Source organism: Pseudomonas sp. SF2, from assembly GCF_036858055.1.
In the GTDB taxonomy this organism is placed as follows: Bacteria; Pseudomonadota; Gammaproteobacteria; order Pseudomonadales; family Pseudomonadaceae; genus Aquipseudomonas.
The window spans coordinates 58,514-73,230 of the sequence record NZ_JAMBDI010000020.1 but is presented as its reverse complement, the minus strand read 5'-3'; the positions used below and the strand labels follow the sequence as shown (position 1 = coordinate 73,230).

Sequence of the window (14,717 nt, the reverse complement as noted above, 5' to 3'; positions counted from 1 at the left end):
TGCGCATAAGCGCACACGGGCGTTCTTTGCCCCAAAATTGGAGGACAGAATATGTCTAGCCATTCGTTGCAGAGCGTCGAACGCCTGCAGAGCCGCATCCGCGCCCAGCGTCAGCCACAACAGAAACCTCTCTGGCGGCGCCTGCTGGCCATCGCCTCATCGTCTCAGCGTAGTTGGCACGGAGGCATTGAGCTCAAGGGATACAAGGAACTGTCCAACGCCACGCCGGTTGCCCCGGTCGCGGTCGGAAAAATCCAGCTGGCGATTCCGCTCGGGCGGGGTCGCCGGTTTGTCCAGCCTTGCGTGCAGCCGGGACAGCATGTGCGCAAGGGCGAAGTGATCGGTATTGGTGACGACACCACCGCTTGGGTGCATGCCAGCACTTCCGGCATCGTGGAACGGATTGATCTCGCCTTCGCGGCCGACTCGGCCGAGCCAGTCATGGCTGTCATTCTGAACGCAGATGGCCTGGATGAGTGGGTCGAACGCCCGGTGCAGGGGCTGCCGCAAACGCCAGAGGCACTGGTCGAACGCGCATTGCAGATGGGCATCGTCGGCCTTGGTGGGGCGGGTTTCCCGACGGCCCTCAAGCTGGCCGACGCCCGGCAGCCCGACCTGCTGCTGATCAACGGTGCCGAATGCGAGCCCTTCCTTACCTGCGATGATCGTCTCATGCGCGAAAATGCCGAAGCGTTGATCGAGGCCGCCGACTATGTCGCCACGCTGCTGGGAATAACCACGACCCGCTTCGGTATCGAAACCAACAAACCGGAGGCGATGGCCACGTTACGTGCCGCCGCTCGCCAGGCGCACACCCAGGTCGAGATATGTCCGCTTCCGGAGCGTTACCCGGCAGGTGGGCAGCCGTTGATGATCAAGAGCCTCAGTGGCCGCAACCTGGCGCCAGGGAGCCGACCTGCCGATATCGGCGTCCTCGCACTCAATGTCGCAACGCTCTATGCACTGGGCCAGGCCGTCTTCCAGGGTGAACCACTGATAAGCCGCGTGCTCACGCTGACCGGGGATTGCGAGCACCCCGGCAATGTCCGGGTGCCGGTGGGTTACCCGGTCAGCGAACTGCGCGCGATTGCTGGCGCGGCCCCCACAGGACAGTTGACCCAGGTCGGCGGCCCGATGATGGGGCAGCCGCTACCGGACGCCACCGCCGCCGTCAGCAAGACCAGCAGTTGCCTGATATTCGGCGCTGAACGCTACCTGCCGGCAACCCGCCCCGCAGGCAGTTGCATTCGCTGTACGCGCTGCGTGGATGTCTGCCCGATGTCGCTCAGGCCGCTGGATCTCTATGCTGCTGCCGAACGCCTGGACAAGGCCAGCCTGCAGGAACTGCGCCTGGATGCCTGTATCGAATGCGGCAGCTGCAGCAGCATCTGCCCGAGCAATATCCCGCTGCGCGAACGCTTCCGCCAGAGCAAGACGGAGATGCGCGCATGAGCCTGATACGCCATCCCATTCCGCAGCGGCTGCGCACGGTGATGCTGCTGGTCATTTTGTGCCTCCTGCCGGGCACCGTCCTGTATGCCTGGCAATTTGGCGTTGTGGTCTGGTTGCAGACCTTCTGGTGCGTGCTGTTCGCCCTGGGCTTCGAAGCTGCCCTGCTGCGCCTGCGCGGGCGTAATGTCCGCGAGGGTTTGAGCGACCTCAGCTGGCTGGTGCTAGGCCTGATCCTGGCTCGGGCATTACCGCTGCTGGTGCCACTGTGGATGATCGCCCTGGCCAGCTTTGCCGCTCTTGCGCTATGCAAGCATGCCAGTGGAGGCCTTGGCCGCAACCGCCTCAACCCTGCCATGGTTGGTCTGGGGATCGTTGCCATCTGCTTCTACCAGCAGTTGTACCCTGCACCCTCGAACCATACCCCCTGGACCGCAACCCTGGGCGCCAAGACGGTTCTTCTACAACAGCTACAGTTGGTGCCACGCCTTGATCTCGATGCGTTCGCCGGCGCCACCCAGTTGGCGCAGAACGAATTCACCCATATCACCCACAACCTGTCGGGGTACGGCTACATCGCCGGCGGCCTGATACTGGCTTCGCTACGGGTGATCCGAATCGAGATTCCGCTGGCGATGCTCGCGAGCACCGTATTGCTGTGTATGGCCGCCGGCCATAGCCTGCAGGAAGCCGTGTACAACCTCAGTCTCGGTGGCTACCTCTTCACCGCCTTTTTCATCGCCACCGATCCGGTCACCAGCCCCAATACGCGTGCCGGTCGCATGCTCTTCGGCGTGACCGTTGGCACGCTCACCGAACTGATTCGCGAATTCGGGCTTTATGCCGACGGCCTCTGCTTCGCCGTGCTGGCCGCCAACCTGCTGGTGCCGCAAATCGACCGGTTGGTGCTGCGCATACAGCGTCCCTGGTACGCAGCGAGTACCTGACGCGGGATTTGCCGGGCCTGCTTCTGGCCCGGCTCAGTGCCCTGCCGACGCGGGCCCCGCCTTGGCGGTAAAGGGCGGTTTGGCGAACCACACCAGCAGGATCAACCCGGCAAACACCCAGGTCATCAGGGTGAAGTAATCCACCGTCGACATCATGTACGCCTGCCCGTTGAGTATCTGCTCCAGCTGCGCATAGCCCTGCGGGTTGGCCCCGCCCAGTTGCTCCAGGGCATGCCGCGTGGCCGGGTCGAACTGGCTGATGTGCTCGCTCAGGTAGGCATGGTGCTGGTCCGCCCGGCGAATCCAGATCCAGGTCGTCAGCGACGCCGCAAAACTGCCGCCCAAGGTACGCAGGAAGGTCGCCAGCCCGGAGCCATCGGCAATCTGGTGTGGAGGCAGGTCGGACAGCAGGATGCTCAGGGTCGGCATGAAGAACAGCGCCACACCAATACCCATGAACAGCTGCACCAACGCCACATGCTGGAAGTCCACCTCGCTGGTGAACCCGGCACGCATGTAGCAACTGCTGCCGATCGCCAGGAACGCCAGCCCGGCCAGCACACGCAAGTCAAAGCGGTGCGCGTACCTGCCCACGAACGGCGACATGAGCACCGGCAACAGGCCGATTGGTGCCACCGCCAGGCCTGCCCACGTCGCGGTATAGCCCATCTGTGTCTGCAACCACTGCGGCAGGATCAGGTTGATGCCGAAAAACCCCGCATAGCCCCCGACCAGCACAATGGTGCCGACGCGGAAGTTACGGTGCGCGAACAGGCGCAGGTTGACTACCGGGTGACGGTCAGTCAGTTCCCAGATCACGAACACCGCCAGGAACACCACCGAGATCAGGCTACCGACGATGATGAACGACGACTCGAACCAGTCCAGATCATTGCCCTTGTCCAGCACCACCTGCAAGGCGCCGACACCGATGACCAGCGTCAGCAGGCCGATGTAGTCCATCGGCTGGCGGCTGGTGACCACCGGCCGGGTGCGCATCTGCTGGCGCACCACGGCAGCGGCGAACAGACCGATGGGCACGTTGATGAAGAAAATCCACGGCCAGCTGTAGCTGTCGGTGATCCAGCCCCCGAGGATCGGCCCGGCAATCGGCGCCACCACCGTGACCATTGCCAGCAACGCCAGGGCCATGCCGCGCTTGGCCGGCGGGTAGACAGCGATCAGCAAAGTCTGGGTCATCGGGTACAACGGCCCGGCTACCACGCCCTGCAACACGCGAAAACCGACCAGCTCCGGCATTGACTGGGCAATACCGCACAGGAACGAGGCCAGTACGAACAGCAGCGTGGCCCAGATGAACAGTTTCACCTCGCCAAACCGCCGGCTGAGCCAGCCGGTCAGCGGCAAGGCGATGGCGTTGCTCACCGCGAACGAGGTGATGACCCAGGTGCCCTGCTCGTAGCTCACCCCCAGGTTGCCGGAAATAGTCGGCAAGGCCACGTTGGCGATGGTGGTGTCGAGCACCTGCATGAACGTCGCCAGCGACAGGCCGATGGTGGTCAGCAGCAGGCTCGGCGGCGTGAACTGGGCAGCAGCATTGTTGCTCATCGCTGGACCGTCTTGCCGGGTGCGCTGTTTTCGTGGATCAGCCGGGCGATCAGGTTGTCGGCTTCGACCAGCTGGCGGTCATACACCTGGGTGGTGTAGCTGGCCTGCTGCGGTGGTTGCTGGGCCAAGGCCGGCCCGCTCTGGTCGTGCAGGTCGACCTCGACCACGGTGGACAGGCCGATACGCAGCGGGTGGTCCTTGAGCTGTTCGGGGCTGAGGTGGATGCGCACCGGCACACGCTGGACGATCTTGATCCAGTTACCGGTGGCATTCTGCGCCGGCAACAGGGCGAAAGCGCTGCCGGTGCCAGCGCCGAGGCTGTCGACCGTACCGCTGTACCTGACCTCGCTACCGTACAGGTCGGCGCTGATTTGCACCGGCTGGCCGATACGCATGTCGCGCAGCTGGGTTTCCTTGAAGTTGGCGTCGATCCACACCTGGTCCAGCGGGATCACTGCCATGGTCGCGGTGCCCGGCTGCAGGCGTTGGCCCAGTTGCACGGTACGCTTGGCGACGTAGCCGGTGACCGGCGCCACCAGGGTGGTGCGAGCGTGGTCGAGGTAGGCCTGGCGCAGGTCGGCGGCGGCAGCCATCACCTCAGGGTGCGAGGACACCACGGTGTCGTCGACCAGCGCGCTGCTGGTGCTGAGTTGCTGGCGAGCACTGTTGACGGCAGCCTCGGCCACGCTCAGGTCATCGCGGGCATGGGACAATTCTTCCGCAGCAATCGCACCGCTGTCGGCCAGCACCTTGCGTCGGTTGAAGTCTTGCCGGGCCTTGCGCAGTTCGGCCTGGCGGGTTTCCAGCTGGGCCTTGAGCGAGTCGACGTTGCTGTACAACCCGCGCACCTGACGCACGCTACGCGCCAGCCTGGCTTCGGCGGACTGCAAGGCCACCTCGCTGTCGGCCGGGTCGAATTGCAGCAATACCTGGCCGGCATGGACCAGGTCGCCGTCATCGGCGCCGATGCTGGTGACGGTGCCGGTAACCAGCGGGGTGATCTCTACCACGTTGCCGTTGACGTAGGCATCGTCGGTGCTTTCGTGCCAGCGCCCGACCAGGCTGTACCAGGCCCAGGCTCCGACACCGGCAAGAATCAGCAGCAACAGCAGGCCAAGCAGCCAGGCCTTGCGCTTGCGCGACGGCTCGGGCGCGGCGGAGGAAGTCGGGGTGTCTGCGGGAGTGGCCATGACAATACCTTGGATAATTCGTGACAGGGATCAACGATCGCCGAAGCGGCGGATCGTCAACGGGTCGCCGGCAGCAAGCAGGACCTTGGCCAGCAGGCCTTCCAGGGTCTTGAGCTCTTCGGGTGCCAGCGCACCGCACAACTCGTTCATGGCCGCCGCGCCGATTTCCGGCAGGCGGTCAGCCAGGCGCTGGCCATCGGCGGTAAGGGCCAGGCGCACCAGGCGGCGGTCGTCGGCGCAGCGGTTGCGCACGATCAGCTCCTTCTGCTCGAGGCGGTCGAGCATGCGGGTCATCGACCCACTGTCCAGGCCCAGGTAGCGACACAGCTCGGCCGGGGTATCCACCTGGTACTGGGTGACGATGATCAGCACCTTGAACTGCGCGGCGGTGACACCTTCGGATTCGAGGTGCCAGTCGAGAATGCGGTCCTTGAGGATCGCCGCGCGGCCGAGCAGCATGCCGATGGCGCAGGTCTGGAAGTTTTCGGGGGAGAAATGGGCCATGGGAGACTGCTCGAGTATTTGTGTAAAAATATTACTGCTTAGGCAGTGAATGTCAAAGCCTTGATTAGGCTGCTATGTAAAATTTCATGATTCTCTCCTTTTCTCGCTTGCCGAGGGAGGCTTTTGTGGGAGCGGCTTTAGCCGCGAACACCGGCGCAGCCGGTGCCATGCACCGNNTTCGCGGCTAAAGCCGCTCCCGCAGGGAACGCAGACTGCTTGCGATTTCAGTCATCTACGCGCCAGCGCAAACCAGAGGGCTGGGTCATCTCCCACAGGGAACTGCGACTGCTGTCACTGCCGCGCTTGCAGGCCCAATGCTTCCACCGCCCCGCAGGCAATGGCCATGCCTACCAGCTCGGCCAGGCTATCCGCCTGCAGCCGCTTCATCACCCGCCCCCGGTACAGGTCCACCGTCTTCACGCTGACGCCCAGCCGTTCGGCAATCTCGCGGTTGCTCAAGCCCTGGACCAAAGGCACGAACACGTCACGCTCGCGCGGTGTCAGGCCATCGATGCGCAACTGCACCTCGGCCAGTGCCTGGTCGCCCTGGCGTGCCCGCCCGGCACGCTCCAGCGCGGCCTGTACGCTGTCGAGCAGCAACTGGTCGTTGTAGGGTTTTTCAATGAAGTCGCAGGCGCCAGCCTTGAACGCCCGCACCACGATCGGTACATCGGCATGGCCGCTGACGAAGATCACCGGCAACCCCAGGCCACGCTCGCGCATCGCCTGCTGCACCGCCAGCCCGCCCAGCCCCGGCATGCGCACATCCAGCAGCACACAGGCCGGCCCATCGTCGACGCAGGCGTCGAGAAACGCCTGCCCGCTGGCGAACGGCAGTGCCTGCAAGCCGACCGACTGCAGCAGCCACACCGTCGAATCCCGCATACCCTGGTCGTCATCGACCACATACACTTTCGCTTGCACCGCCATCTCCCCTTATCCCCTGCTGACCGCCAGGCGGCAACACAGTACCAGACCGCCGTTGTCACCGGCTCGCGCCCACAGGCTGCCGCCAAAGCCTTCAATCAGGCTGCGGCTCATGCTCAGGCCCAGGCCCAGGCCGTCGGCCTTGCTGGTGGTGAACGGCGTGAAGATTTCATCCAGGCACTCGGGCGCCACGCCCGGGCCCTGGTCGGCCACCTCGACCAGCACGCCGTCGCCATCGCGTGCGGCGCCGAGCAGGATACGTGACGGCCGCTCGCCATGCTGCTCACGGTTGGCATCGATGGCGTTGCGCAGCAGGTTCAACAGCACCTGCTCCAGCAGTACCCGGTCGGCATACACCGAGGGCAGTTGCGCGCTCATGCGCAGCTCGACCACCACCTGGTCACGCGCGGCCTCCCAGGCGCACAAGCGCATGGCTTCGCCCGCCACTTCGGCCACGTCCAGCGCCTGCAGGCGGCGCGGCCCTTTGCGCAGAAAGGCGCGCAGGCGGCGGATCACTTCGGCGGCATGGGTGGCCTGTTCGCTGATGCGCTGCAGGCCCTGCCCTACCCGCTCTCGGGCCTGCGGGTCGCGCTCCAGGCCCTGCAGGTAGCGCTGGCTGGCGTTGGCGTAGTTGACCACTGCGGCCAACGGCTGGTTGATCTCGTGGGCGATGCCCGAAGCCAGCTCGCCCAGGGTGGCCAACCGGGCACTGTGTGCCAGGCTTTCCTGGGCTTCGATGCGCAAGGTGATGTCGCGGGACACGCTGACCACCTCCACCACTGCGCCGGTGTAGGTTTCGCGGATGGCCCGGCTGGCGATTTCGAACCAACGGTAACCGCCTGTGGCCTGGCGCACCCGACAGGTCATGGTGTGGTAGCCGTCCTGATCCAGGGCGGCGGCGGCCTGGCGCAATACCTGGCGGCGTTCGCGCGGATGCAGCAGGGTATGCACGGCCATGCCACGCAACTGCTCGGGCCACAGGCCAAGCAGGCGAAATGCCGCCGGCGAGGCATCGAGGAAACGGCCATCGGGGCTGTGTCGGGAGATCAGGTCCGTGGTGTTCTCGATGATCAGCCGGTACAGGCGCCGGGCGCGGCTGGCCTCACGTGCGTCGCGGCGCTCGTCACTGGCTTCGCGGCAACGCGCCAGTACCTGCTGGCGCTGGTCGTCAGGGATGAAGCTCCACAGCACGATGCGTTCGCCGACCTGCACTTCGACATCGGCAATCGCCCGGTGCTGGCGCAGGCAGGCGCGCACCAGGGCGGCACAGTTGCCCGGCAGCCAACTGGCCAGTGCCGGGCCTTCATCGACCCAGGCCTGCAACGCCGGGTTGAGTGCCAGCGGCCTGGCATCGCCGGCCAGCATCAGGCTGGGTTGTGGGTCCTTGGCGAGCAAGGGATAGGCAGTGTTGTCCACAATAGGCGGCTCGTTGTTATAGTAGTTTTACTATATTGCTATAGTCGATATTCCTAATACCATAGCGACTCGCGTAAAACTGCGACAAGGGGAGCGGCCCACCGTCCGCCTCCCTGCACCCTGAACAGAGCTAACAATCAGCCACCGGGGGCCAAGCGCACAGGTCGTGCCTGCCTCCCTTACAGGATTACCGCATGTCGATCTATGCCCAGGGCCTGATGCCCGCTGCCGTCAACCATGTCGCCCTCACCCCGCTGAGTTTCATCGAACGCACCGCTGCCGTGTATGGTAACTATCCGGCGGTGATCCACGGTGCCATCCGCCGCAACTGGCAGCAAACCTACCAACGCTGCCGGCGCCTGGCCAGCGCCCTGGTGGGCCGGGGAATCGGCCGTGGCGACACCGTGGCGGTGATGTTGCCCAACATTCCGGCCATGCTCGAAGCCCACTTTGGCGTGCCCATGACCGGCGCCGTGCTCAATACCCTGAACGTACGCCTGGATGCCGAGGCCATCGCCTTCATGCTGCAGCATGGCGAAGCCAAGGTGCTGATAACCGACCGCGAGTTCCACACTGTCATCGAGGCGGCCCTGGCCTTGCTCGAACACCCGCCGCTGGTGGTGGATGTGGATGACCCGGAGTACGGCGAAGGCCGTGCGGTCAGCGAACTGGACTATGAAGCGTTCCTCGCCGAGGGTGACCCGGACTTTGCCTGGGAATGGCCCGATGACGAGTGGCAGGCGATCTCGCTCAACTACACCTCTGGCACCACCGGCAACCCCAAGGGCGTGGTCTACCACCACCGTGGTGCTTACCTGAATGCCCTGGGCAACCAGATGGTCTGGGCCGTGGGCCATCGCCCGGTGTACCTGTGGACCCTGCCGATGTTCCACTGCAACGGCTGGTGCTACCCGTGGACCATCACCGCGTTGGCGGGCACCCATGTGTTCCTGCGCCGGGTCGACCCGCAGAAGATCCTGAACCTGATCCGCGAACACCGGGTCAGCCACCTGTGCGGGGCGCCGATCGTGCTCAACGCCCTGGTCAACATGCCCGAGGCGGCCAAGGCGGCCATCGAGCACCCGGTGCAGGCCATGGTCGCCGGTGCCGCGCCACCTGCCAAGGTCATCGGCGCCGTGGAAGAAATGGGTATCCAGGTCACCCACACCTACGGCCTGACCGAAGTCTACGGCCCGGTGACCGTGTGTGCCTGGCATGACGAATGGGATGAACTGTCGCTGGAGGATCGCGCACGGATCAAGTCCCGCCAGGGCGTGCGCTACCCGACTCTCGACGGCCTGATGGTCGCCGACCCGCAAACCCTCGAGCCGGTGCCGCGTGACGGCAATACCCTGGGCGAGATCTTCATGCGCGGCAACACGGTGATGAAGGGCTACCTGAAGAACCCCGAGGCCACTGCCGAAGCCTTCCATGGCGGCTGGTTCCACACCGGCGACCTGGCCGTGTGGCACGCCGACGGCTATGTCGAGATCAAGGACCGGCTCAAGGACATCATCATTTCCGGTGGCGAGAACATCTCCACCATCGAGGTCGAGGACGCCCTGTACAAGCACCCGGCGGTGCTGGAAGCCGCAGTGGTAGCACGCCCGGATGAAAAATGGGGAGAAACCCCGTGCGCCTTCGTTGCCCTCAAGCCGGGCCGCGAAGACACCCGCGAAGCCGACATCACCAGTTGGTGCCGCGAGCACCTGGCCGGGTTCAAGGTGCCGAAGACCGTGGTCTTCGGCGAACTACCCAAGACCTCCACCGGCAAGATCCAGAAGTACGTGCTGCGCGACCGGGCCAAAGCCCTTTGATTCCGTAGTGGCCTCTTCGCGGGCACGCCCGCTCCCACAGTTACAGCAACAGGCTCAGGTTTGGTGCGATCCCTGTGGGAGCGGGTTCACCCGCGAAGAGGCCAGCCCGGATTTCCCACTTTTCAAGAGCTACCGATGACCACCTACTCCGCCCCCCTGCGCGACATGCGCTTCGTCCTGCATGACCTGTTCAACGCCCCGGCCCTGTGGGCCCGCCTGCCGGCCCTGGCCGAGCGCATCGACGCCGAAACCGCCGACGCCATCCTTGAGGAGGCAGCCAAAGTCACCGGCCAGCTCATTGCCCCGCTCAGCCGCAACGGTGACGAGCAAGGCGTGCGCTTCGACGCAGGCGAAGTCACCACCCCTGACGGTTTCCGCGAGGCCTGGCACACCTACCGCGAAGGCGGCTGGGTCGGCCTGGGCGGCAACCCCGAACATGGCGGCATGGGCATGCCGAAAATGCTCGGTGTGCTGTTCGAAGAAATGCTTTACGCCGCCGATTGCAGCTTCAGCCTGTATTCGGCGTTGAGCGCTGGCAGCTGCCTGGCGATCGATGCCCACGCCAGCGAAACGCTCAAGGCCACCTACCTGCCGCCCCTGTACGAAGGCCGCTGGGCCGGCACCATGTGCCTCACCGAGCCCCATGCCGGCACCGACCTGGGGCTGATCCGCAGCCGCGCCGAACCCAAGGCCGACGGCAGCTATCGCATCAGCGGCAGCAAGATCTTCATCACCGGTGGCGAACAGGACCTGACCGAGAACATCATCCACCTGGTGCTGGCCAAGCTGCCGGATGCGCCCACCGGCGCCAAGGGCATCTCGCTGTTCCTGGTGCCCAAGTACCTGGTCGAGGCCGATGGCCGCCTGGGTGCGCGCAACGCCGCCCATTGCGGCTCGATCGAACACAAGATGGGCATCAAGGCCTCGGCGACCTGCGTGATGAACTTCGACAGCGCCGTCGGCTTCCTGGTGGGTGAGCCGAACAAGGGCCTGGCGGCGATGTTCACCATGATGAACTACGAACGCCTGTCCATCGGCATCCAGGGAATCGGCTGTGCCGAGGCGTCCTACCAGAGCGCCGCCCGCTACGCCAACGAGCGCCTGCAAAGCCGCGCCGCCAGCGGCCCGCAGGCACAGGACAAGGCTGCCGACCCGATCATCCACCACGGCGATGTGCGGCGCATGCTGCTGACCATGCGCACCCTCACCGAAGGCGGCCGGGCGTTTGCCGCCTACGTTGGCCAGCAGCTGGACCTGGCGCGCTACGCCGAAGATGCCGGCGAGCGCGAGCATGCGCAGCGCCTGGTGGCGCTGCTGACGCCGGTTGCCAAGGCGTTCTTCACCGACAACGGCCTGGAAAGCTGCGTGCTCGGCCAGCAGGTGTATGGCGGCCATGGCTACATCCGCGAATGGGGCCAGGAGCAGCGGGTGCGCGACGTGCGCATCGCGCAGATCTACGAAGGCACCAACGGCATCCAGGCCCTCGACCTGCTCGGGCGCAAGGTGCTGGCCGACGGTGGCCAGGCGCTGGCCAGCTTTGCCGACGAGGTACGGGCCTTCAGCGTGGATGCACCGTTGCACCGCGAGGCCCTGCAAGCGAGCCTGGCGCGGCTGGAGGCGACCAGCGCCTGGCTGCGGGCGCGTGCCGGCGAGGATGCCAACCTGGTCAGCGCGGTGGCGGTGGAATACCTGCAGCTGTTCGGGCTGACTGCGTATGCCTATATGTGGGCGCGGATGGCGGCGGTGGCATTGGCCAAGCGCGACGAGGATGCCGCGTTTCATGGGGCCAAGCTTGCGTGTGCCGAGTTCTTCTTCCAGCGGGTCTTGCCGCGGGAGTTGGGGCTGGAAGCGAGTATTCGGGCAGGAAGTGGCAGCCTTTATGGTTTGGAGGCGGCGCAGTTCTGATGAGCCGCTGGGGGTGCTGTGCGCCCCTTTCGCGACACAAGGCCGCTCCCACAGGTACAGCGCTGCCCGTTGGGTTGGTGCGATACCTGTGGGAGCGGCCTTTTGTCGCGCTGGGCTGCGCAGCAGCCCCAACGATTTCAGCCTGAATTTGCGTGCGCGAAGGGTTCTCAAACGCTGGAAAACCATTGCCAATCCGACGAAAAACCGGCACAACTGATAGTCATTCGCCATTACCTCGGTTCTCGGCAGCCCTCCTGCAAGGGTAGAATGCGCAAAACCCGGAGCCGCAATGAACCACGACCGCCTCAATCCCAGCCCAGACGATGCCATCACCGACGCCGCCGCGCACTGGTGCATGCGCCTGCACGCCGAAGATTGCACGGCGGCCGAGCGCGAGGCGTTCGCCCGCTGGCTGGCGGCCGACCCGCGGCATATCGAGGAATACCAGGCGATGCTGGAAATCTGGCAAACCGCCGACCTGCTGCCGCGCAACGCCACCGTCATCGACTTCAACCCGCCCGTGCACCCGGCTGTGCGCCCGCGCAACTGGCGGCCGCTGGCGTCTGCTGCCGCCATCGCCCTGGCGGTGTTGCCGCTGGCCGGCTGGGTGGGCTGGGAACAAGGCTGGCTGCCCAATCACTACCAGCACTTCGAAGCCGGCGCGCACATGCAGACCGTGCAACTGAGCGACGGCAGCACGGTACAGCTCAACCTGAACTCCGAGCTCACCTACCTCAACTACAAGGACCAACGCCAGGTCACGCTCAAGCGTGGCGAGGCATTCTTCAAGGTAAAGCACGACAGCAGCCACCCGTTCATCGTGCATGCCGGTCGTGGCCAGACCCGCGTCACCGGCACCCAGTTCAACGTGTGGAAATACCAGGACCAGGTCAAGGTCACCCTGGTAGAAGGTTCGGTACTGGTGTCCAGCGCCGGCAGCGCCGGTGGCTACCGCCTGGGCCCAGGGATGCAGGCCAGCTATCACAAGGGCGACTTCGAGCCGCAACTGGAGCAGAGCGACGACTACAGCAACAGCCTGGCCTGGCGCGACGGCAAGCTGGTCCTCGACAACCTGAGCCTGGAACAGGCGCTGCCAATGATCAACCGCTACCTCGATGCGCCATTGCTGCTGGCCGATGCCAGCACCGGCCGCATCCGCATCAGCGGCATCTACAACACCCGAGAGGTGGGGCGACTGGTCAACAACCTGCCCAAGGTGCTGCCGGTCTACCTGACCCGCAGCAAAGACGGCAGCACCGTACTCAACCGCATCTCGCCGCCGCCCGACAAGGGCTGACGCCCCTCCCCGCCTTACAGCGTCATCGCCGCCAACCAGCCGAACGCCAGCAGTGGCAGGTTGTAGTGGATGAAGGTGGGCACCACGGTGTCCCAGATATGGTGGTGCTGGCCATCCACATTCAGCCCCGAGGTCGGGCCCAGGGTCGAGTCCGAGGCTGGCGAACCCGCGTCGCCCAGGGCACCGGCGGTACCCACGATGCACACGGTGGCCAGCGGGTCGAAGCCCAGCTGCACGCACAGCGGCACGAAAATCGCGGCCAGGATCGGCACGGTGGAGAACGACGAGCCGATGCCCATGGTCACCAGCAGGCCCACCAGCAGCATCAGCAAGGCACCGATGCCCTTGCTGTGATCGATCCACTGCGCCGAGGCTTCCACCAGGCTCTTCACCTCACCGGTGGCCTTCATCACGTCGGCAAAGCCAGAGGCGGCAATCATGATGAAGCCGATCATGGCCATCATCTTCATGCCTTCGGTGAACAGGTCGTCAGTGTCTTTCCAGCGCACGATGCCCGATAGCGAGAAGATCAGGAAACCGACCATGGCGCCGATGATCATCGAGTCCAGCCACAACTGGACGATGAACGCCGAGGCAATCGCCAGCCCGGCCACCAGCAGGGTCAGCGGGTTGTACTGCACGCTCACCTGCTCCACCTGTTCGATGCGCGCCAGGTCGTAGTCACGCTTCTTGCGGTAGCTGATGAATACCGCCAGCAACAGGCCGGCCAACATGCCAGCGGCCGGGATGGCCATGGCGTGGGTGACATTCACACCACTCACGTCGACACCCGCGCGGGCAACGTTGGCCAGCAGGATTTCGTTGAGGAAGATGTTGCCAAAGCCCACCGGCAAGAACATGTAAGGGGTGATCAGGCCGAAGGTGATCACGCAGGCGATCAGCCGGCGGTCGATGCGCAGGCGGGTCAGCACGTACAGCAATGGCGGCACCAGCAACGGGATGAAAGCGATGTGGATAGGCAGGATGTTCTGCGACGACACCGCCACCACCAGCATCAGGCCGACCAGCAACCATTTGACCTTGCCGCCATTGGCATGGCCCTGGCGGTCGATCATGGCCAGGGCGCGGTCGGCCAGGGCATGGGCCAGACCGGACTTGGCGATGGCCACGGCAAAGGCGCCCAGCAGTGCATAGGACAGTGCCACCGTGGCCCCGCCGCCGAGGCCGCCATTGAAGGCCTTGAGCGTACCCTCGATGCCCAGGCCGCCCACCAGCCCCCCGGCCAGGGCCCCGATGATCAGGGCGATGACCACGTGCACGCGGGACAGGCTGAGTATCAGCATGATGCCGACCGCGGCGATCACTGCATTCATGGTTGGCTTACCTCATTGCGACAGAAAAAAAGCGCGCACTCTGAAGCAGTGGGCGGCAGATGTCAAAAGCGCCCTGTTGCGGCGCATTACACAGAGGGCAGAAATTTAAATTGAATGTTTGAATAAAGAAAAAATTGTGCGGGCCGATATAGCAAGGAGGCTGGGAGGTGCTTGGCTGGGGATGTGTGTCGCCTGGGAGATCGAGCGCCACCCGCGCGGCGCATCGCGAGCGAAGCTCGCTCCTACATTTGTTTCGGGCCAGTATCGCCTGTGCCAACGCGCGCGACCGCTTGTTCGTTCGACGCGATATCGAGCCATACGCCAAGGCGTTCGCGCACAATTCCCACAGGAATAATTGGCCC

General features: G+C 64.8%; 11 protein-coding genes. 5 read left to right on the top strand and 6 right to left on the bottom strand.

The window, feature by feature from the left end; all coding sequences use genetic code 11:
• The first annotated feature begins 51 nt into the window (after window positions 1-51).
• Both rsxC and M2S36_RS13150 read left to right on the top strand, forming a co-directional pair.
• Entirely contained in the window at window positions 52-1,452 is a 1,401-nt protein-coding gene (rsxC, locus tag M2S36_RS13155) for an electron transport complex subunit RsxC (protein WP_241105620.1), read from the top strand.
• Window positions 1,449-2,396, top strand: a complete 948-nt coding sequence (locus M2S36_RS13150; protein ID WP_207833210.1) for an RnfABCDGE type electron transport complex subunit D — start codon at window positions 1,449-1,451, stop codon at window positions 2,394-2,396. Before rsxC ends, M2S36_RS13150 begins: the two co-directional genes overlap by 4 nt.
• A 33-nt stretch (window positions 2,397-2,429) precedes the next feature.
• On the opposite strand, the gene M2S36_RS13145 is transcribed toward M2S36_RS13150, so the two are convergent.
• The 5 genes from M2S36_RS13145 to M2S36_RS13125 form a co-directional block, all read right to left on the bottom strand.
• Window positions 2,430-3,965, bottom strand: a complete 1,536-nt coding sequence (locus M2S36_RS13145; RefSeq protein WP_207833208.1) for a DHA2 family efflux MFS transporter permease subunit — start codon at window positions 3,963-3,965, stop codon at window positions 2,430-2,432.
• Window positions 3,962-5,155 (bottom strand): HlyD family secretion protein, encoded by a 1,194-nt coding sequence (locus M2S36_RS13140; protein WP_207833206.1) that lies wholly within the window; start codon window positions 5,153-5,155, stop codon window positions 3,962-3,964. The genes M2S36_RS13145 and M2S36_RS13140 overlap by 4 nt, the downstream gene beginning before the upstream one ends.
• Window positions 5,156-5,185: 30 nt before the next feature.
• Entirely contained in the window at window positions 5,186-5,659 is a 474-nt protein-coding gene (locus tag M2S36_RS13135) for a MarR family winged helix-turn-helix transcriptional regulator (protein WP_207833204.1), read from the bottom strand.
• 291 nt (window positions 5,660-5,950) lie between these two features.
• The gene (locus tag M2S36_RS13130) at window positions 5,951-6,589 is read right to left on the bottom strand and encodes a response regulator transcription factor (protein WP_207833202.1); all 639 of its coding nucleotides are present in this window, start codon (window positions 6,587-6,589) and stop codon (window positions 5,951-5,953) included.
• Between the two features lie 6 nt (window positions 6,590-6,595).
• Window positions 6,596-8,002 (bottom strand): sensor histidine kinase, encoded by a 1,407-nt coding sequence (locus M2S36_RS13125; RefSeq protein WP_207833201.1) that lies wholly within the window; start codon window positions 8,000-8,002, stop codon window positions 6,596-6,598.
• Between the two features lie 194 nt (window positions 8,003-8,196).
• On the opposite strand from M2S36_RS13125, the gene M2S36_RS13120 reads away from it, so the two are divergent.
• The 3 genes from M2S36_RS13120 to M2S36_RS13110 all read left to right on the top strand — a co-directional run bounded on the left by M2S36_RS13120 (window position 8,197) and on the right by M2S36_RS13110 (window position 13,021).
• Window positions 8,197-9,819: an acyl-CoA synthetase gene (locus M2S36_RS13120; protein ID WP_333957251.1), complete on the top strand. Its 1,623-nt coding sequence runs from the start codon at window positions 8,197-8,199 to the stop codon at window positions 9,817-9,819.
• Between the two features lie 135 nt (window positions 9,820-9,954).
• A complete protein-coding gene (locus tag M2S36_RS13115) occupies window positions 9,955-11,724 on the top strand; it encodes an acyl-CoA dehydrogenase C-terminal domain-containing protein (RefSeq protein WP_333957250.1) in 1,770 nt (589 codons plus the stop codon).
• 289 nt (window positions 11,725-12,013) lie between these two features.
• On the top strand, window positions 12,014-13,021 hold the full coding sequence (locus M2S36_RS13110; protein WP_333957249.1) for a FecR family protein: 1,008 nt from the start codon (window positions 12,014-12,016) through the stop codon (window positions 13,019-13,021).
• Window positions 13,022-13,035: 14 nt separating this feature from the next.
• Here M2S36_RS13110 and M2S36_RS13105 read toward each other — a convergent pair whose 3' ends face one another.
• Complete coding sequence (locus M2S36_RS13105; RefSeq protein ID WP_063914345.1) at window positions 13,036-14,355, bottom strand: Na+/H+ antiporter family protein; 1,320 nt, start codon at window positions 14,353-14,355, stop codon at window positions 13,036-13,038.
• Window positions 14,356-14,717 lie beyond the last annotated feature (362 nt).